The sequence below is a fragment of the Microbulbifer maximicatervae (SeqCode) genome, assembly GCF_052468155.1.
Genome location: NZ_CP174335.1, coordinates 1,570,477 through 1,593,470, shown reverse-complemented (window position 1 = coordinate 1,593,470; position 22,994 = coordinate 1,570,477). Strand labels below are relative to the sequence as shown.

Annotated in this window: 1 protein-coding gene; it reads right to left on the bottom strand. The window is 53.8% G+C overall.

Features of this window, described 5'->3' with window-relative positions; all coding sequences use genetic code 11:
- Window positions 1-67 precede the first annotated feature (67 nt).
- A complete protein-coding gene (locus ACJJIY_RS06735; protein ID WP_445359329.1) occupies window positions 68-22,897 on the bottom strand; it encodes a beta strand repeat-containing protein in 22,830 nt (7,609 codons plus the stop codon).
- Window positions 22,898-22,994 lie beyond the last annotated feature (97 nt).

The following is a 22,994-nucleotide window of genomic DNA, read 5'->3' as shown; positions in this document are numbered from 1 at the left end:
CCCGATGTAAAAAAGCCGGCCCCGTGGGCCGGCTTTTTCTAAATAAAGTTAAACTCAATTAACCTTATTACATGCCCGCATTGCCCGAAAGCCCTATGTGATCAGATTGATCTGCTGTTGAGTCTGAAGCTCCTTCATCTAGCACCGCATCAAAATCAGAGTTCGCTTCAGGTACACCCTCTACTGCTGCCGCCGCCGGTTGCAGCTCCCCAGATTTCAATCGCATCTCCGGGGAATTTACCGCATCCACGCCACTCGTATATGGGTTAACAGCACTGAAAATTGCAGGATCTAATTGCGTGAAGTCCTCCACACTATTTTGCACCGCAGACCTGAGGCCTTGAGCCGCTTGGGCGCCAGCGATAGATTGGAGTTCATCACCCTTACTCGTAAAGCTAGGCACCTGGCTTATAAATTCCGGTTCGTAATAAGAAATAGAAACGATTTCAACGTTCTGAGTTGCATCCATACGCAGAGGTATCAACTCACTACCAATCACACTCCAAAGTTCTGTATCCGTTCCCAGAGTGACATTGGCTGCCGTAATATGTGTATCTCCGTAGGTTTCAGCAGTAAGTGCCCCAAAGCCTAAGCTCGCCAGCTGTACGTTACCTCGCCCAGCATCGATTTCATCAATTACCAGGTCCTCTTGAGCCAGTACAGTTATATCAACATCAGGACCAGAGGTCGCTATCCCAAGAACACCAACATCAGATTCAATATCTACATCTCCAGCAACGGTAAGCTCTGCACGATTTGCTTTCAGCACACCTCCGATAGTGCCGCTCGAACTGCTCACCACACTAATATCTCCAGTGCCATCGTAGCCCAATCGTATGCCACTAGAATGGAAAGATAATCCCGCCCCGTCACTATTAAATGGACCAGAGTAATCGCCACCATCGACAAAATCAAAACTCAAGTCTGTTTCCAGAGATAAATTACTCGCGGTGTTATCAAGCAGCTCAAATTCAGAGAAATCGTAATTACCTACACTATTTCCTGTAGAGAAAATCTGCCAAACATCGTCCGACATATTGTACTGGAAGGAATCGTTTCCAGAGCCACCGGAAAGTGCAACAGCACGATCTCCCGCAGTATCCACCTGTAAATAGTCGTCACCGTCACCTAGCGAAATACTATCGATAGTAGTGCCAGAAAGCGTTACTGCATCGTCGCCTTCTCCACTGTCTATACCGTTAAGCTGCCCCCCAGACAAATTGAAGATATCCACTCCAGTACCAGCATAAATAAATTCTATACCGCTAAATGAAAGTGACTTCTCGCTTGTCGACACACTATTTTGCGAGGCCGTTATATCCCAGTTTGCATCCACATTAGCGCCATAAAGCGAATCTTCAGCACTACCAGCAGATAAACTCTCCAAACCAGCAAAGGTTACCCCGCCTACAGTCATCGTATCCAAGCTGCTAAATACGTACTCACTAGCAACATCTTGGCCAACATAAACACCGGCGCCCTCAACAAGTTCTAGATTATCAAACTCGACAGAAATACTATTAACCGTAGCCACAGCGCCGCCGCTTACTAGCGAATTATCATTGACGCTAGAAGTCCAGGTTGCTCCATCCGCGATTACCGTGTCATCTCCAGTCCCGGCATCAAGTATTTCCAGGCCTGTAAAATTGATACCTGCAACGCTGATATCCCCCTCAGAAGAGAGGGTAAATTGATCATTACCTGAAGTACCAATTAACTTATCCGCACCATCATAACTTGTAACTAAATTAATTCCGGTAAAAGAAATACCCGCTGACTCAAGCCCATTATCAGTTAGCTCAAAAGTGTCATCAGCCCCAGTACCAAGTAATTGAGCATTATTAGTTGCAACTGCATCTATACCACTAAACTCAACATCGTTAACTGTGACTTCGCCATTCACACCGCTGAGTTGCCAACTAGTTGCATCACTTGAAATTTGGTCGCCAACACTTGTGCCAGCAGCTACTTGGGAAACCGAGCTGAAAGTAATTCCGCGAACCTTCAGTTCTTGCCCTAACTTACTTAGCTCAAATACATCCGACTGGTCATAGGTTGCTGCATCAACAATTGCGTTGTCAGCATCCACCATTTCAATGCCGCTGAAGTCGATACCCGTGATAGCGATATCGCCCTGATTTTGACCTAAGGTCCAACTCTCACTACTAATACTTTCTGTGCCAATAATCGAGTCTGAGGTTCCCGATGCTGCAATGCTAAACAGCGCAGAAAACTCCATATTGTCGACTGTAACCAAAGCAGCGCCACCCTCACTACTAATAGTGAAGTCGTCACTATTACTGCTGCTCAGGCTGCCGTCGCCACCGCTCAGGGCTTCGGCGCCGGTGATGGTGACGCCGTTGTGCACCACTTGGTTGTCGGTGGCGGTCAGGCTCCAGCCGTAGTTGGCGCCGCCGCTGACACTGTCGGCACTGCCGCTGGCGGCGATGCTGCTGAGGTCGGCGAAGACCATGCTGTCGACGGTCACTTCGTCGGCGTCATCATTAAAGCTGTAGCTGTCGGTTTCACTGCTGCTCAGGCTGCCGTCGCCACCGCTCAGGGCTTCGGCGCCGGTGATGGTGACGCCGTTGTGCACCACTTGGTTGTCGGTGGCAGTCAGGCTCCAGCCGTAGTTGGCGCCGCCGCTGACACTGTCGGCACTGCCGCTGGCGGCGATGCTGCTGAGGTCGGCGAAGACCATGCTGTCGACGGTCACTTCGTCGGCGTCATCATTAAAGCTGTAGCTGTCGGTTTCGCTGCTGCTCAGGCTGCCGTCGCCACCGCTCAGGGCTTCGGCGCCGGTGATGGTGACGCCGTTGTGCACCACTTGGTTGTCGGTGGCGGTCAGGCTCCAGCCGTAGTTGGCGCCGCCGCTGACACTGTCGGCACTGCCGCTGGCGGCGATGCTGCTGAGGTCGGCGAAGACCATGCTGTCGACGGTCACTTCGTCGGCGTCATCATTAAAGCTGTAGCTGTCGGTTTCACTGCTGCTCAGGCTGCCGTCGCCACCGCTCAGGGCTTCGGCGCCGGTGATGGTGACGCCGTTGTGCACCACTTGGTTGTCGGTGGCGGTCAGGCTCCAGCCGTAGTTGGCGCCGCCGCTGACACTGTCGGCACTGCCGCTGGCGGCGATGCTGCTGAGGCCGGCGAAGACCATGCTGTCGACGGTCACTTCGTCGGCGTCATCATTAAAGCTGTAGCTGTCGGTTTCACTGCTGCTCAGGCTGCCGTCGCCACCGCTCAGGGCTTCGGCGCCGGTGATGGTGACGCCGTTGTGCACCACTTGGTTGTCGGTGGCGGTCAGGCTCCAGCCGTAGTTGGCGCCGCCGCTGACACTGTCGGCACTGCCGCTGGCGGCGATGCTGCTGAGGTCGGCGAAGACCATGCTGTCGACGGTCACTTCGTCGGCGTCATCATTAAAGCTGTAGCTGTCGGTTTCACTGCTGCTCAGGCTGCCGTCGCCACCGCTCAGGGCTTCGGCGCCGGTGATGGTGACGCCGTTGTGCACCACTTGGTTGTCGGTGGCAGTCAGGCTCCAGCCGTAGTTGGCGCCGCCGCTGACACTGTCGGCACTGCCGCTGGCGGCGATGCTGCTGAGGTCGGCGAAGACCATGCTGTCGACGGTCACTTCGTCGGCGTCATCATTAAAGCTGTAGCTGTCGGTTTCGCTGCTGCTCAGGCTGCCGTCGCCACCGCTCAGGGCTTCGGCGCCGGTGATGGTGACGCCGTTGTGCACCACTTGGTTGTCGGTGGCGGTCAGGCTCCAGCCGTAGTTGGCGCCGCCGCTGACACTGTCGGCACTGCCGCTGGCGGCGATGCTGCTGAGGTCGGCGAAGACCATGCTGTCGACGGTCACTTCGTCGGCGTCATCATTAAAGCTGTAGCTGTCGGTTTCACTGCTGCTCAGGCTGCCGTCGCCACCGCTCAGGGCTTCGGCGCCGGTGATGGTGACGCCGTTGTGCACCACTTGGTTGTCGGTGGCAGTCAGGCTCCAGCCGTAGTTGGCGCCGCCGCTGACACTGTCGGCACTGCCGCTGGCGGCGATGCTGCTGAGGTCGGCGAAGACCATGCTGTCGACGGTCACTTCGTCGGCGTCATCATTAAAGCTGTAGCTGTCGGTTTCACTGCTGCTCAGGCTGCCGTCGCCACCGCTCAGGGCTTCGGCGCCGGTGATGGTGACGCCGTTGTGCACCACTTGGTTGTCGGTGGCGGTCAGGCTCCAGCCGTAGTTGGCGCCGCCGCTGACACTGTCGGCACTGCCGCTGGCGGCGATGCTGCTGAGGTCGGCGAAGACCATGCTGTCGACGGTCACTTCGTCGGCGTCATCATTAAAGCTGTAGCTGTCGGTTTCACTGCTGCTCAGGCTGCCGTCGCCACCGCTCAGGGCTTCGGCGCCGGTGATGGTGACGCCGTTGTGCACCACTTGGTTGTCGGTGGCGGTCAGGCTCCAGCCGTAGTTGGCGCCGCCGCTGACACTGTCGGCACTGCCGCTGGCGGCGATGCTGCTGAGGTCGGCGAAGACCATGCTGTCGACGGTCACTTCGTCGGCGTCATCATTAAAGCTGTAGCTGTCGGTTTCGCTGCTGCTCAGGCTGCCGTCGCCACCGCTCAGGGCTTCGGCGCCGGTGATGGTGACGCCGTTGTGCACCACTTGGTTGTCGGTGGCGGTCAGGCTCCAGCCGTAGTTGGCGCCGCCGCTGACACTGTCGGCACTGCCGCTGGCGGCGATGCTGCTGAGGTCGGCGAAGACCATGCTGTCGACGGTCACTTCGTCGGCGTCATCATTAAAGCTGTAGCTGTCGGTTTCGCTGCTGCTCAGGCTGCCGTCGCCACCGCTCAGGGCTTCGGCGCCGGTGATGGTGACGCCGTTGTGCACCACTTGGTTGTCGGTGGCGGTCAGGCTCCAGCCGTAGTTGGCGCCGCCGCTGACACTGTCGGCACTGCCGCTGGCGGCGATGCTGCTGAGGCCGGCGAAGACCATGCTGTCGACGGTCACTTCGTCGGCGTCATCATTAAAGCTGTAGCTGTCGGTTTCGCTGCTGCTCAGGCTGCCGTCGCCACCGCTCAGGGCTTCGGCGCCGGTGATGGTGACGCCGTTGTGCACCACTTGGTTGTCGGTGGCGGTCAGGCTCCAGCCGTAGTTGGCGCCGCCGCTGACACTGTCGGCACTGCCGCTGGCGGCGATGCTGCTGAGGTCGGCGAAGACCATGCTGTCGACGGTCACTTCGTCGGCGTCATCATTAAAGCTGTAGCTGTCGGTTTCGCTGCTGCTCAGGCTGCCGTCGCCACCGCTCAGGGCTTCGGCGCCGGTGATGGTGACGCCGTTGTGCACCACTTGGTTGTCGGTGGCGGTCAGGCTCCAGCCGTAGTTGGCGCCGCCGCTGACACTGTCGGCACTGCCGCTGGCGGCGATGCTGCTGAGGTCGGCGAAGACCATGCTGTCGACGGTCACTTCGTCGGCGTCATCATTAAAGCTGTAGCTGTCGGTTTCACTGCTGCTCAGGCTGCCGTCGCCACCGCTCAGGGCTTCGGCGCCGGTGATGGTGACGCCGTTGTGCACCACTTGGTTGTCGGTGGCAGTCAGGCTCCAGCCGTAGTTGGCGCCGCCGCTGACACTGTCGGCACTGCCGCTGGCGGCGATGCTGCTGAGGTCGGCGAAGACCATGCTGTCGACGGTCACTTCGTCGGCGTCATCATTAAAGCTGTAGCTGTCGGTTTCACTGCTGCTCAGGCTGCCGTCGCCACCGCTCAGGGCTTCGGCGCCGGTGATGGTGACGCCGTTGTGCACCACTTGGTTGTCGGTGGCAGTCAGGCTCCAGCCGTAGTTGGCGCCGCCGCTGACACTGTCGGCACTGCCGCTGGCGGCGATGCTGCTGAGGTCGGCGAAGACCATGCTGTCGACGGTCACTTCGTCGGCGTCATCATTAAAGCTGTAGCTGTCGGTTTCACTGCTGCTCAGGCTGCCGTCGCCACCGCTCAGGGCTTCGGCGCCGGTGATGGTGACGCCGTTGTGCACCACTTGGTTGTCGGTGGCGGTCAGGCTCCAGCCGTAGTTGGCGCCGCCGCTGACACTGTCGGCACTGCCGCTGGCGGCGATGCTGCTGAGGCCGGCGAAGACCATGCTGTCGACGGTCACTTCGTCGGCGTCATCATTAAAGCTGTAGCTGTCGGTTTCGCTGCTGCTCAGGCTGCCGTCGCCACCGCTCAGGGCTTCGGCGCCGGTGATGGTGACGCCGTTGTGCACCACTTGGTTGTCGGTGGCGGTCAGGCTCCAGCCGTAGTTGGCGCCGCCGCTGACACTGTCGGCACTGCCGCTGGCGGCGATGCTGCTGAGGTCGGCGAAGACCATGCTGTCGACGGTCACTTCGTCGGCGTCATCATTAAAGCTGTAGCTGTCGGTTTCGCTGCTGCTCAGGCTGCCGTCGCCACCGCTCAGGGCTTCGGCGCCGGTGATGGTGACGCCGTTGTGCACCACTTGGTTGTCGGTGGCAGTCAGGCTCCAGCCGTAGTTGGCGCCGCCGCTGACACTGTCGGCACTGCCGCTGGCGGCGATGCTGCTGAGGTCGGCGAAGACCATGCTGTCGACGGTCACTTCGTCGGCGTCATCATTAAAGCTGTAGCTGTCGGTTTCGCTGCTGCTCAGGCTGCCGTCGCCACCGCTCAGGGCTTCGGCGCCGGTGATGGTGACGCCGTTGTGCACCACTTGGTTGTCGGTGGCGGTCAGGCTCCAGCCGTAGTTGGCGCCGCCGCTGACACTGTCGGCACTGCCGCTGGCGGCGATGCTGCTGAGGTCGGCGAAGACCATGCTGTCGACGGTCACTTCGTCGGCGTCATCATTAAAGCTGTAGCTGTCGGTTTCACTGCTGCTCAGGCTGCCGTCGCCACCGCTCAGGGCTTCGGCGCCGGTGATGGTGACGCCGTTGTGCACCACTTGGTTGTCGGTGGCGGTCAGGCTCCAGCCGTAGTTGGCGCCGCCGCTGACACTGTCGGCACTGCCGCTGGCGGCGATGCTGCTGAGGCCGGCGAAGACCATGCTGTCGACGGTCACTTCGTCGGCGTCATCATTAAAGCTGTAGCTGTCGGTTTCGCTGCTGCTCAGGCTGCCGTCGCCACCGCTCAGGGCTTCGGCGCCGGTGATGGTGACGCCGTTGTGCACCACTTGGTTGTCGGTGGCGGTCAGGCTCCAGCCGTAGTTGGCGCCGCCGCTGACACTGTCGGCACTGCCGCTGGCGGCGATGCTGCTGAGGTCGGCGAAGACCATGCTGTCGACGGTCACTTCGTCGGCGTCATCATTAAAGCTGTAGCTGTCGGTTTCACTGCTGCTCAGGCTGCCGTCGCCACCGCTCAGGGCTTCGGCGCCGGTGATGGTGACGCCGTTGTGCACCACTTGGTTGTCGGTGGCAGTCAGGCTCCAGCCGTAGTTGGCGCCGCCGCTGACACTGTCGGCACTGCCGCTGGCGGCGATGCTGCTGAGGTCGGCGAAGACCATGCTGTCGACGGTCACTTCGTCGGCGTCATCATTAAAGCTGTAGCTGTCGGTTTCGCTGCTGCTCAGGCTGCCGTCGCCACCGCTCAGGGCTTCGGCGCCGGTGATGGTGACGCCGTTGTGCACCACTTGGTTGTCGGTGGCGGTCAGGCTCCAGCCGTAGTTGGCGCCGCCGCTGACACTGTCGGCACTGCCGCTGGCGGCGATGCTGCTGAGGCCGGCGAAGACCATGCTGTCGACGGTCACTTCGTCGGCGTCATCATTAAAGCTGTAGCTGTCGGTTTCGCTGCTGCTCAGGCTGCCGTCGCCACCGCTCAGGGCTTCGGCGCCGGTGATGGTGACGCCGTTGTGCACCACTTGGTTGTCGGTGGCGGTCAGGCTCCAGCCGTAGTTGGCGCCGCCGCTGACACTGTCGGCACTGCCGCTGGCGGCGATGCTGCTGAGGTCGGCGAAGACCATGCTGTCGACGGTCACTTCGTCGGCGTCATCATTAAAGCTGTAGCTGTCGGTTTCGCTGCTGCTCAGGCTGCCGTCGCCACCGCTCAGGGCTTCGGCGCCGGTGATGGTGACGCCGTTGTGCACCACTTGGTTGTCGGTGGCGGTCAGGCTCCAGCCGTAGTTGGCGCCGCCGCTGACACTGTCGGCACTGCCGCTGGCGGCGATGCTGCTGAGGTCGGCGAAGACCATGCTGTCGACGGTCACTTCGTCGGCGTCATCATTAAAGCTGTAGCTGTCGGTTTCGCTGCTGCTCAGGCTGCCGTCGCCACCGCTCAGGGCTTCGGCGCCGGTGATGGTGACGCCGTTGTGCACCACTTGGTTGTCGGTGGCGGTCAGGCTCCAGCCGTAGTTGGCGCCGCCGCTGACACTGTCGGCACTGCCGCTGGCGGCGATGCTGCTGAGGTCGGCGAAGACCATGCTGTCGACGGTCACTTCGTCGGCGTCATCATTAAAGCTGTAGCTGTCGGTTTCACTGCTGCTCAGGCTGCCGTCGCCACCGCTCAGGGCTTCGGCGCCGGTGATGGTGACGCCGTTGTGCACCACTTGGTTGTCGGTGGCGGTCAGGCTCCAGCCGTAGTTGGCGCCGCCGCTGACACTGTCGGCACTGCCGCTGGCGGCGATGCTGCTGAGGCCGGCGAAGACCATGCTGTCGACGGTCACTTCGTCGGCGTCATCATTAAAGCTGTAGCTGTCGGTTTCACTGCTGCTCAGGCTGCCGTCGCCACCGCTCAGGGCTTCGGCGCCGGTGATGGTGACGCCGTTGTGCACCACTTGGTTGTCGGTGGCGGTCAGGCTCCAGCCGTAGTTGGCGCCGCCGCTGACACTGTCGGCACTGCCGCTGGCGGCGATGCTGCTGAGGCCGGCGAAGACCATGCTGTCGACGGTCACTTCGTCGGCGTCATCATTAAAGCTGTAGCTGTCGGTTTCGCTGCTGCTCAGGCTGCCGTCGCCACCGCTCAGGGCTTCGGCGCCGGTGATGGTGACGCCGTTGTGCACCACTTGGTTGTCGGTGGCGGTCAGGCTCCAGCCGTAGTTGGCGCCGCCGCTGACACTGTCGGCACTGCCGCTGGCGGCGATGCTGCTGAGGTCGGCGAAGACCATGCTGTCGACGGTCACTTCGTCGGCGTCATCATTAAAGCTGTAGCTGTCGGTTTCACTGCTGCTCAGGCTGCCGTCGCCACCGCTCAGGGCTTCGGCGCCGGTGATGGTGACGCCGTTGTGCACCACTTGGTTGTCGGTGGCAGTCAGGCTCCAGCCGTAGTTGGCGCCGCCGCTGACACTGTCGGCACTGCCGCTGGCGGCGATGCTGCTGAGGTCGGCGAAGACCATGCTGTCGACGGTCACTTCGTCGGCGTCATCATTAAAGCTGTAGCTGTCGGTTTCGCTGCTGCTCAGGCTGCCGTCGCCACCGCTCAGGGCTTCGGCGCCGGTGATGGTGACGCCGTTGTGCACCACTTGGTTGTCGGTGGCGGTCAGGCTCCAGCCGTAGTTGGCGCCGCCGCTGACACTGTCGGCACTGCCGCTGGCGGCGATGCTGCTGAGGTCGGCGAAGACCATGCTGTCGACGGTCACTTCGTCGGCGTCATCATTAAAGCTGTAGCTGTCGGTTTCACTGCTGCTCAGGCTGCCGTCGCCACCGCTCAGGGCTTCGGCGCCGGTGATGGTGACGCCGTTGTGCACCACTTGGTTGTCGGTGGCGGTCAGGCTCCAGCCGTAGTTGGCGCCGCCGCTGACACTGTCGGCACTGCCGCTGGCGGCGATGCTGCTGAGGCCGGCGAAGACCATGCTGTCGACGGTCACTTCGTCGGCGTCATCATTAAAGCTGTAGCTGTCGGTTTCGCTGCTGCTCAGGCTGCCGTCGCCACCGCTCAGGGCTTCGGCGCCGGTGATGGTGACGCCGTTGTGCACCACTTGGTTGTCGGTGGCGGTCAGGCTCCAGCCGTAGTTGGCGCCGCCGCTGACACTGTCGGCACTGCCGCTGGCGGCGATGCTGCTGAGGTCGGCGAAGACCATGCTGTCGACGGTCACTTCGTCGGCGTCATCATTAAAGCTGTAGCTGTCGGTTTCACTGCTGCTCAGGCTGCCGTCGCCACCGCTCAGGGCTTCGGCGCCGGTGATGGTGACGCCGTTGTGCACCACTTGGTTGTCGGTGGCAGTCAGGCTCCAGCCGTAGTTGGCGCCGCCGCTGACACTGTCGGCACTGCCGCTGGCGGCGATGCTGCTGAGGTCGGCGAAGACCATGCTGTCGACGGTCACTTCGTCGGCGTCATCATTAAAGCTGTAGCTGTCGGTTTCGCTGCTGCTCAGGCTGCCGTCGCCACCGCTCAGGGCTTCGGCGCCGGTGATGGTGACGCCGTTGTGCACCACTTGGTTGTCGGTGGCGGTCAGGCTCCAGCCGTAGTTGGCGCCGCCGCTGACACTGTCGGCACTGCCGCTGGCGGCGATGCTGCTGAGGTCGGCGAAGACCATGCTGTCGACGGTCACTTCGTCGGCGTCATCATTAAAGCTGTAGCTGTCGGTTTCACTGCTGCTCAGGCTGCCGTCGCCACCGCTCAGGGCTTCGGCGCCGGTGATGGTGACGCCGTTGTGCACCACTTGGTTGTCGGTGGCGGTCAGGCTCCAGCCGTAGTTGGCGCCGCCGCTGACACTGTCGGCACTGCCGCTGGCGGCGATGCTGCTGAGGTCGGCGAAGACCATGCTGTCGACGGTCACTTCGTCGGCGTCATCATTAAAGCTGTAGCTGTCGGTTTCGCTGCTGCTCAGGCTGCCGTCGCCACCGCTCAGGGCTTCGGCGCCGGTGATGGTGACGCCGTTGTGCACCACTTGGTTGTCGGTGGCGGTCAGGCTCCAGCCGTAGTTGGCGCCGCCGCTGACACTGTCGGCACTGCCGCTGGCGGCGATGCTGCTGAGGTCGGCGAAGACCATGCTGTCGACGGTCACTTCGTCGGCGTCATCATTAAAGATGTAGTGGTCATCATAGATACTGCTGAGGGCACCATTGCCGCCACTCACAGTGCCGGCATCAGCAATAGTAATTCCAGCATGGACCACCTGATTATCACTACTTGCCAGCGCCCAGCCATAACCATCTAAGCCTATTACTCCAGCATCGTCAGCAATTAGAAGGGTTACACCTTCAAAATTTATCTCGTAATTGGTTGCTGCATTTTCTGCTGTAACAATCCAATCCTCACCTGTATAGCCTGTAACACTATTTGCAAACCCATTAGTTATTACATTTTCCACACTCGTGAAGTTGTATTCATATCCATTGCTCAGATCACCATCGGTATCTGATGCGATATGACCACTCCCAAGAACATGAAAGTCACCTGACTGATCTGCTCCAATCGACAGGTAGCTCGCAGCGATGTCACTTAAATTAAGGAATAGAATGCCATTAATTTCACCGTCGTCTATATAAGCTTCATCGACTTCGAGCGTATCTGCTCCGCCAAGCGCATCAACAGTTTCCAGGTTGCTAAAGACAAGGCTGCCACCAACTTCTAGATCACCGCTATCAGTAAGAACAAACTCATCTACTCCATCGGTGCCCAGTAGGATATCGGTATCTGAACCATCCCCTTTGCTATTAGCATCAATAGTGCGATTAAAGCCGGTAAATGCAATCTCATTCGCAGTGATTTCACTGTCACTCATCAGAGCAAAGGTATCACTCTCCTCAGAACCAACGATTACCCCTGTTGTGCTATCAGTAAACGCCACACTGTCCATATTCTGGAAAGTGATGCCGGTATTAATTAGTTCTTTGGCAGTACCGGTGAGATCTACTTGTGTTGCGGTAATCAGGGTATCCGCATCACTGGCATCCGACTCGATACCCGCGTCGATGGTGCTGTTAAAGCCCGTAAAGCTAATCTCGTTTGCGGTAATTTCCGAGCTGCTGACGATCTCGAAAGTATCACTGTTACTGGAGCCCGCAATTATGCCGGTTGTGGCATCGCTAAACGCCACACTGTCCATATTTTGGAAAGTGATGCCGGTATTAATTAGCTCTTTGGCAGTACCGGTGAGATCTACTTGTGTTGCGGTAATCAGGGTATCCGCATCACTGGCATCGGACTCGACGCCCGCGTCGATGGTGCTGTTAAAGCCCGTAAAGCTAATCTCGTTTGCAGTGATTTCCGAGCTGCTGACGATCTCGAAAGTATCACTGTTACTGGAGCCCGCAATAATGCCGGTTGTGGCATCACTAAACGCCACACTGTCCATATTCTGGAAAGTGATGCCGGTATTAATTAGCTCTTTGGCAGTACCGGTGAGATCTACTTGTGTTGCGGTAATCAGGGTATCCGCATCACTGGCATCGGACTCGACGCCCGCGTCGATGGTGCTGTTAAAGCCCGTAAAGCTAATCTCGTTTGCAGTGATTTCCGAGCTACTGACGATCTCGAAAATATCACTGTTACTGGAGCCCGCAATTATGCCGGTTGTGGCATCGCTAAACGCCACACTGTCCATATTTTGGAAAGTGATGCCGGTATTAATTAGCTCTTTGGCAGTACCGGTGAGATCTACTTGTGTTGCGGTAATCAGGGTATCCGCATCACTGGCATCGGACTCGACGCCCGCGTCGATGGTGCTGTTAAAGCCCGTAAAGCTAATCTCGTTTGCAGTGATTTCCGAGCTGCTGACGATCTCGAAAGTATCACTGTTACTGGAGCCCGCAATAATGCCGGTTGTGGCATCACTAAACGCCACACTGTCCATATTCTGGAAAGTGATGCCGGTATTAATTAGTTCTTTGGCAGTACCGGTGAGATCTACTTGTGTTGCGGTAATCAGGGTATCCGCATCACTGGCATCCGACTCGACGCCCGCGTCGATGGTGCTGTTAAAGCCCGTAAAGCTAATCTCGTTTGCGGTAATTTCCGAGCTACTGACGATCTCGAAAGTATCACTGTTACTGGAGCCCGCAATAATGCCGGTTGTGGCATCACTAAACGCCACACTGTCCATATTCTGGAAAGTGATGCCGGTATTAATTAGTTCTTTGGCAGTACCGGTGAGATCTACTTGTGTTGCGGTAATCAGGGTATCCGCATCACTGGCATCCGACTCGATACCCGCGTCGATGGTGCTGTTAAAGCCCGTAAAGCTAATCTCGTTTGCGGTAATTTCCGAGCTGCTGACGATCTCGAAAGTATCACTGTTACTGGAGCCCGCAATTATGCCGGTTGTGGCATCGCTAAACGCCACACTGTCCATATTTTGGAAAGTGATGCCGGTATTAATTAGCTCTTTGGCAGTACCGGTGAGATCTACTTGTGTTGCGGTAATCAGGGTATCCGCATCACTGGCATCGGACTCGACGCCCGCGTCGATGGTGCTGTTAAAGCCCGTAAAGCTAATCTCGTTTGCAGTGATTTCCGAGCTGCTGACGATCTCGAAAGTATCACTGTTACTGGAGCCCGCAATAATGCCGGTTGTGGCATCACTAAACGCCACACTGTCCATATTCTGGAAAGTGATGCCGGTATTAATTAGTTCTTTGGCAGTACCGGTGAGATCTACTTGTGTTGCGGTAATCAGGGTATCCGCATCACTGGCATCGGACTCGATACCCGCGTCGATGGTGCTGTTAAAGCCCGTAAAGCTAATCTCGTTTGCAGTGATTTCCGAGCTACTGACGATCTCGAAAGTATCACTGTTACTGGAGCCCGCAATTATGCCGGTTGTGGCATCGCTAAACGCCACACTGTCCATATTTTGGAAAGTGATGCCGGTATTAATTAGCTCTTTGGCAGTACCGGTGAGATCTACTTGTGTTGCGGTAATCAGGGTATCCGCATCACTGGCATCGGACTCGACGCCCGCGTCGATGGTGCTGTTAAAGCCCGTAAAGCTAATCTCGTTTGCAGTGATTTCCGAGCTGCTGACGATCTCGAAAGTATCACTGTTACTGGAGCCCGCAATAATGCCGGTTGTGGCATCACTAAACGCCACACTGTCCATATTCTGGAAAGTGATGCCGGTATTAATTAGTTCTTTGGCAGTACCGGTGAGATCTACTTGTGTTGCGGTAATCAGGGTATCCGCATCACTGGCATCGGACTCGATACCCGCGTCGATGGTGCTGTTAAAGCCCGTAAAGCTAATCTCGTTTGCAGTGATTTCCGAGCTGCTGACGATCTCGAAAGTATCACTGTTACTGGAGCCCGCAATAATGCCGGTTGTGGCATCGCTAAACGCCACACTGTCCATATTTTGGAAAGTGATGCCGGTATTAATTAGCTCTTTGGCAGTACCGGTGAGATCTACTTGTGTTGCAGTAGTTAAAGTATCTATAACACCGCTATCAGCACCGGCATCAACAATTTCCAGGTTGCTAAAGACAAGGCTGCCACCAACTTCTAGATCACCGCTATCAGTAATGGCAAACTCATCTACGCCATCGGTACCCAGTAGGATATCGGTATCTGAACCATCCCCTTTGCTATTAGCATCAATAGTGCGATTAAAGCCGGTAAATGCAATCTCATTCGCAGTGATTTCACTGTCACTCACCAGAGCAAAGGTATCACTCTCCTCAGAACCAACGATTACCCCTGTTGTGCTATCAGTAAACGTCACACTATCCATATTCTGGAAAGTGATACCGGTATTAATCAGCTCTTTAGCAGTACCGGTGAGATCTACCTGAGAAGCGGTAATCAGGGTATCCGCATCACTGGCATCGGACTCGATACCCGCGTCGATGGTGCTGTTAAAGCCCGTAAAGCTAATCTCGTTTGCAGTGATTTCCGAGCTGCTGACGATCTCGAAAGTATCACTGTTACTGGAGCCCGCAATAATGCCCGTTGTGGCATCGCTAAACGCCACACTGTCCATATTTTGGAAAGTGATGCCGGTATTAATTAGCTCTTTGGCAGTACCGGTGAGATCAACTTGTGTTGCAGTAGTTAAAGTATCTATAACACCGCTATCAGCACCGGCATCAACAATTTCCAGGTTGCTAAAGACAAGGCTGCCACCAACTTCTAGATCACCGCTATCAGTAATGGCAAACTCATCTACTCCATCGGTGCCCAGTAAGATATCGGTATCTGAACCATCCCCTTTGCTATTAGCATCAATAGTGCGATTAAAGCCGGTAAATGCAATCTCATTCGCAGTGATTTCACTGTCACTCACCAGAGCAAAGGTATCACTCTCCTCAGAACCAACGATTACCCCTGTTGTGCTATCAGTAAACGTCACACTATCCATATTCTGGAAAGTGATGCCGGTATTAATTAGTTCTTTGGCAGTACCGGTGAGATCTACTTGTGTTGCGGTAATCAGGGTATCCGCATCACTGGCATCCGACTCGATACCCGCGTCGATGGTGCTGTTAAAGCCCGTAAAGCTAATCTCGTTTGCAGTGATTTCCGAGCTGCTGACGATCTCGAAAGTATCACTGTTACTGGAGCCCGCAATTGTGCCGGTTGTGGCATCGCTAAACGCCACACTGTCCATATTTTGGAAAGTGATGCCGGTATTAATCAGCTCTTTGGCAGTACCGGTGAGATCTACTTGTGTTGCGGTAATCAGGGTATCCGCATCACTGGCATTCGACTCGACGCCCGCGTCGATGGTGCTGTTAAAGCCCGTAAAGCTAATCTCGTTTGCGGTAATTTCCGAGCTACTGACGATCTCGAAAGTATCACTGTTACTGGAGCCCGCAATAATGCCGGTTGTGGCATCACTAAACGCCACACTGTCCATATTCTGGAAAGTGATGCCGGTATTAATTAGTTCTTTGGCAGTACCGGTGAGATCTACTTGTGTTGCGGTAATCAGGGTATCCGCATCACTGGCATCCGACTCGATACCCGCGTCGATGGTGCTGTTAAAGCCCGTAAAGCTAATCTCGTTTGCGGTAATTTCCGAGCTGCTGACGATCTCGAAAGTATCACTGTTACTGGAGCCCGCAATTATGCCGGTTGTGGCATCGCTAAACGCCACACTGTCCATATTTTGGAAAGTGATGCCGGTATTAATTAGCTCTTTGGCAGTACCGGTGAGATCTACTTGTGTTGCGGTAATCAGGGTATCCGCATCACTGGCATCGGACTCGACGCCCGCGTCGATGGTGCTGTTAAAGCCCGTAAAGCTAATCTCGTTTGCAGTGATTTCCGAGCTGCTGACGATCTCGAAAGTATCACTGTTACTGGAGCCCGCAATAATGCCGGTTGTGGCATCACTAAACGCCACACTGTCCATATTCTGGAAAGTGATGCCGGTATTAATTAGCTCTTTGGCAGTACCGGTGAGATCTACTTGTGTTGCGGTAATCAGGGTATCCGCATCACTGGCATCGGACTCGACGCCCGCGTCGATGGTGCTGTTAAAGCCCGTAAAGCTAATCTCGTTTGCAGTGATTTCCGAGCTACTGACGATCTCGAAAATATCACTGTTACTGGAGCCCGCAATTATGCCGGTTGTGGCATCGCTAAACGCCACACTGTCCATATTTTGGAAAGTGATGCCGGTATTAATTAGCTCTTTGGCAGTACCGGTGAGATCTACTTGTGTTGCGGTAATCAGGGTATCCGCATCACTGGCATCGGACTCGACGCCCGCGTCGATGGTGCTGTTAAAGCCCGTAAAGCTAATCTCGTTTGCAGTGATTTCCGAGCTGCTGACGATCTCGAAAGTATCACTGTTACTGGAGCCCGCAATAATGCCGGTTGTGGCATCACTAAACGCCACACTGTCCATATTCTGGAAAGTGATGCCGGTATTAATTAGTTCTTTGGCAGTACCGGTGAGATCTACTTGTGTTGCGGTAATCAGGGTATCCGCATCACTGGCATCCGACTCGACGCCCGCGTCGATGGTGCTGTTAAAGCCCGTAAAGCTAATCTCGTTTGCGGTAATTTCCGAGCTACTGACGATCTCGAAAGTATCACTGTTACTGGAGCCCGCAATAATGCCGGTTGTGGCATCACTAAACGCCACACTGTCCATATTCTGGAAAGTGATGCCGGTATTAATTAGTTCTTTGGCAGTACCGGTGAGATCTACTTGTGTTGCGGTAATCAGGGTATCCGCATCACTGGCATCCGACTCGATACCCGCGTCGATGGTGCTGTTAAAGCCCGTAAAGCTAATCTCGTTTGCGGTAATTTCCGAGCTGCTGACGATCTCGAAAGTATCACTGTTACTGGAGCCCGCAATTATGCCGGTTGTGGCATCGCTAAACGCCACACTGTCCATATTTTGGAAAGTGATGCCGGTATTAATTAGCTCTTTGGCAGTACCGGTGAGATCTACTTGTGTTGCGGTAATCAGGGTATCCGCATCACTGGCATCGGACTCGACGCCCGCGTCGATGGTGCTGTTAAAGCCCGTAAAGCTAATCTCGTTTGCAGTGATTTCCGAGCTGCTGACGATCTCGAAAGTATCACTGTTACTGGAGCCCGCAATAATGCCGGTTGTGGCATCACTAAACGCCACACTGTCCATATTCTGGAAAGTGATGCCGGTATTAATTAGCTCTTTGGCAGTACCGGTGAGATCTACTTGTGTTGCGGTAATCAGGGTATCCGCATCACTGGCATCGGACTCGACGCCCGCGTCGATGGTGCTGTTAAAGCCCGTAAAGCTAATCTCGTTTGCAGTGATTTCCGAGCTGCTGACGATCTCGAAAGTATCACTGTTACTGGAGCCCGCAATAATGCCGGTTGTGGCATCGCTAAACGCCACACTGTCCATATTTTGGAAAGTGATGCCGGTATTAATTAGCTCTTTGGCAGTACCGGTGAGATCTACTTGTGTTGCAGTAGTTAAAGTATCTATAACACCGCTATCAGCACCGGCATCAACAATTTCCAGGTTGCTAAAGACAAGGCTGCCACCAACTTCTAGATCACCGCTATCAGTAATGGCAAACTCATCTACGCCATCGGTACCCAGTAGGATATCGGTATCTGAACCATCCCCTTTGCTATTAGCATCAATAGTGCGATTAAAGCCGGTAAATGCAATCTCATTCGCAGTGATTTCACTGTCACTCACCAGAGCAAAGGTATCACTCTCCTCAGAACCAACGATTACCCCTGTTGTGCTATCAGTAAACGTCACACTATCCATATTCTGGAAAGTGATACCGGTATTAATCAGCTCTTTAGCAGTACCGGTGAGATCTACTTGTGTTGCGGTAATCAGGGTATCCGCATCACTGACATCGGACTCGATACCCGCGTCGATGGTGCTGTTAAAGCCCGTAAAGCTAATCTCATTTGCGGTAATTTTCGAGCTGCTGACGATCTCGAAAGTATCACTGTTACTGGAGCCCGCAATTGTGCCGGTTGTGGCATCGCTAAACGCCACACTGTCCATATTTTGGAAAGTGATGCCGGTATTAATTAGCTCTTTGGCAGTACCGGTGAGATCTACTTGTGTTGCGGTAATCAGGGTATCCGCATCACTGGCATCCGACTCGACGCCCGCGTCGATAGTGCTGTTAAAGCCCGTAAAGCTAATCTCGTTTGCGGTAATTTCCGAGCTGCTGACGATCTCGAAAGTATCACTGTTACTGGAGCCCGCAATAATGCCGGTTGTGGCATCACTAAACGCCACACTGTCCATATTCTGGAAAGTGATGCCGGTATTAATTAGTTCTTTGGCAGTACCGGTGAGATCTACTTGTGTTGCGGTAATCAGGGTATCCGCATCACTGGCATCCGACTCGATACCCGCGTCGATGGTGCTGTTAAAGCCCGTAAAGCTAATCTCGTTTGCGGTAATTTCCGAGCTGCTGACGATCTCGAAAGTATCACTGTTACTGGAGCCCGCAATTATGCCGGTTGTGGCATCGCTAAACGCCACACTGTCCATATTTTGGAAAGTGATGCCGGTATTAATTAGCTCCTTGGCAGTACCGGTGAGATCAACTTGTGTTGCGGTAGTTAAAGTATCTATAACACCGCTATCAGCACCGGCATCAACAATTTCCAGGTTGCTAAAGACAAGGCTGCCACCAACTTCTAGATCACCGCTATCAGTAATGGCAAACTCATCTACTCCATCGGTGCCCAGTAAGACATCGATATCTGAACCATCCCCTTTGCTATTAGCATCAATAGTGCGATTAAAGCCGGTAAATGCAATCTCATTCGCAGTGATTTCACTGTCACTCACCAGAGCAAAGGTATCACTCTCCTCAGAACCAACGATTACCCCTGTTGTGCTATCAGTAAACGTCACACTATCCATATTCTGGAAAGTGATACCGGTATTAATTAGCTCTTTGGCAGTACCGGTGAGATCTACTTGTGTTGCGGTAATCAAGGTGTCCGCATCACTGGCATCGGATTCGGTACCCGCATCGATAGTGCTGTTAAAGTCAGTAAAAGTGATGTCGTTAGCAATAAGTTCCGAGCTGCTGACGACCTCAAAAGTATCACTGTTGCTGGAACCTGCAATAATGCCGGTTGTGGCATCGCTAAACGCCACACTGTCCATATTCTGGAAAGTGATGCCGGTATTAATTAGCTCTTTGGCAGTACCGGTAAGATCTACCTGAGAAGCGGTAATCAGGGTATCCGCATCACTGGCATCGGACTCGATGCCCGCGTCGATGGTGCTGTTAAAGCCCGTAAAGCTAATCTCGTTTGCAGTGATTTCCGAGCTGCTGACGATCTCGAAAGTATCACTGTTACTGGAGCCCGCAATAATGCCGGTTGTGGCATCGCTAAACGCCACACTGTCCAAGTTTTGGAAAGTAATGCCGGTATTAATTAGCTCTTTGGCGGTACCGGTGAGATCAACTTGTGTTGCAGTAGTTAAAGTATCTATAACACCGCTATCAGCACCGGCATCAACAATTTCCAGGTTGCTAAAGACAAGGCTGCCACCAACTTCTAGATCACCACTATCAGTAATGGCAAACTCATCTACTCCATCGGTGCCCAGTAAGACATCAGTATCTGAACCATCCCCTTTGCTATTAGCATCAATAGTGCGATTAAAGCCGGTAAATGCAATCTCATTCGCAGTGATTTCACTGTAACTCACCAGAGCAAAGGTATCACTCTCCTCAGAACCAACGATTACCCCTGTTGTGCTATCAGTAAACGTCACACTATCCATATTCTGGAAAGTGATACCGGTATTAATTAGCTCTTTGGCAGTACCGGTGAGATCTACTTGTGTTGCGGTAGTCAGGATATCCGCATCACTAGCATCCGACTCGACGCCCGCGTCGATGGTGCTATTAAAGTCGGTAAAAGTGATGTCGTTAGCAATAAGTTCCGAGCTGCTGACGACCTCGAAAGTATCACTGTTACTGGAACCTGCAATAATGCCCGTTGTGGCATCGCTAAACGCCACACTGTCCAAGTTTTGGAAAGTAATGCCGGTATTAATCAACTCTTTGGCGGTGCCGGTGAGATCTACTTGTGTTGCGGTAGTTAAAGTATCTATAACACCGCTATCAGCACCGGCATCAACAATTTCCAGGTTGCTAAAGACAAGGTTGCCACCAACTTCTAGATCACCGCTATCGGTAATGGCAAACTCATCTACTCCATCGGTGCCCAGTAGGATATCGGTATCTGAACCATCCCCTTTGCTATTAGCATCAATAGCGCGATTAAAGCCGGTAAACGCAATCTCATTCGCAGTGATTTCACTGTCACTCACCAGAGTAAAGGTATCACTCTCCTCAGAACCAACAATTACCCCTGTTATGCTATCAGTAAACGTCACACTATCCATATTTTGGAAAGTGATACCGGTATTAATTAGTTCTTTGGCAGTACCGGTGAGATCTACTTGTGTTGCGGTAGCCAGGATATCCGCATCACTGGCATCCGACTCGACGCCCGCATCGATGGTGCTATTAAAGTCGGTAAAAGTGATGTCGTTAGCAATAAGTTCCGAGCTGCTGACGATTTCGAAAGTGTCACTGTTACTGGAGCCCGCAATAATGCCCGTTGTGGCATCGCTAAACGCCACACTGTCCAAGTTTTGGAAAGTAATGCCGGTATTAATCAACTCTTTGGCGGTGCCGGTGAGGTCCACTTGTGTTGCGGTAGTTAAAGTATCTATAACACCGCTATCAGCACCGGCATCAACAATTTCCAGGTTGCTAAAGACAAGGTTGCCACCAACTTCTAGATCACCGCTATCGGTAATGGCAAACTCATCTACTCCATCGGTGCCCAGTAGGATATCGGTATCTGAACCATCCCCTTTGCTATTAGCATCAATAGCGCGATTAAAGCCGGTAAACGCAATCTCATTCGCAGTGATTTCACTGTCACTCACCAGAGTAAAGGTATCACTCTCCTCAGAACCAACGATTACCCCTGTTATGCTATCAGTAAACGTCACACTATCCATATTTTGGAAAGTGATACCGGTATTAATTAGTTCTTTGGCAGTACCGGTGAGATTTACTTGTGTTGCGGTAGTCAGGATATCCGCATCACTGGCATCCGACTCGACGCCCGCATCGATGGTGCTTTTAAAGTCGGTAAAAGTGATATCGTTAGCAATAAGTTCCGAGCTGCTGACGATCTCGAAAGTATCACTACTGCTGGAACCCGCAATAATGCCGGTTGTGGTATTACTAAAATCTACCGCATCCAAATTCTGAAAAGTAGTCCCATTATTAACAAGCTCTTTTTCAGCACCGGTTAAATCTGCCTGGGTGGCGGTAATTAACTTATCAGTAACGCCACTATTAGAGCCGGCATCTACTACTTCTATATCGCTAAAAGATATACTAGTGGCGGAATCATCCTCACTCTTGGAAACACTAAAACTATGCTCTACAGCCCCGGAGCTAATATATTCAGCTTCGGATGAAAGCGTATATTTATCTTCTCCTTCACCACCGGTGATTACCGCAGTTCCAGAAAATTCTATATCACCAAGTTCGTTTTCTGAGCCCTCGCCAGACTGCCCCACTAAGAATGAAAAATTAGTAGCCTCGATAGAACCAGTATTAACAAATGAATCTGTCGTGTTAACCTCAAGTTGCGCATTGACATCTTCAATTACTCCGTCAGATAGAAGAGAAACCTCTAGATCTCCACTGTTAATAACACTCCCACCAGAACCAAAAAGACGAATTTTTCCATCACTGGTATCAATACCTCTAGCCTGAATAGAGCCTTCATTATTTACGGCAGCAGTGAATAAATCACTAGATACATTCGCTTCCATTAAGACAGTTGCAGACTCAATAGAACCACTATTAAGCACCGCACTTTCAACACCTAGCGTATTTTCCGCTACAGCAGATGTCACCTCAACTCCGATCAACCCATCGGAGTCAAAGGTTAAAGCAGCTGCATCCCCTGCTGCTAAAACCACTAACTCAGCTTGAATCAGTCCGGTTGTGTCAGCGAGAGAGGTATCTCCAAGGCTGTTCTCTACGTACTTACCTACGAGGACTGCACTAGATGCGTTAATAACGCCTCTATTAATAACAAAGCCCGCTTGACCATCAACGCCGGCACTTTCAAGTACGAAGTCCGAGTTTAAAAATTCATCATCCGAGTATTCACTCGGGTCAATAGCAAGCCCAGAAACAGTGAGTGCGCCTACATTTACTGTCGCTGTTTCCGTGAAGAGAACCCCCCGAGGGTTCACCAAAATAACATGACCATCTGCCTGTATTGACCCGTGAATCGTACTTGCGCTTTCGTCAAGAATTCTATTGATAGCAATATCGCTTTCTGACTGCAGAAAACTAACTATCTCATCTTCCTCAACATCAAACGAATCCCAATCAATCGCTAAAAGATCTTGGCCTTGAGTAATGGTGGTTACATTACCAACCGTAGTTATACTGCTATCTTCAGCGCCGACGGTAATTACACCATTCTGTGGCGCAGCATGAACCAAAGGGCTTAGTATTCCAGCTACCATTCCAAAACATGTCAGATTTGACATTCTGATTGCTGAGGCCAGCTTAGTTAACTTCAGAGAATGTTTATTGCTTTTCATACCAGCACCTTTCGTAGAGCTCCTGCTCGACTTCAGCTAATAA

What these genes read in the sequence shown, in the direction of transcription:
- ACJJIY_RS06735 (WP_445359329.1), bottom strand. Translation starts at nt 22,897, where the DNA reads ATGTCAAATCTGACATGTTTTGGAATGGTAGCTGGAATACTAAGCCCT.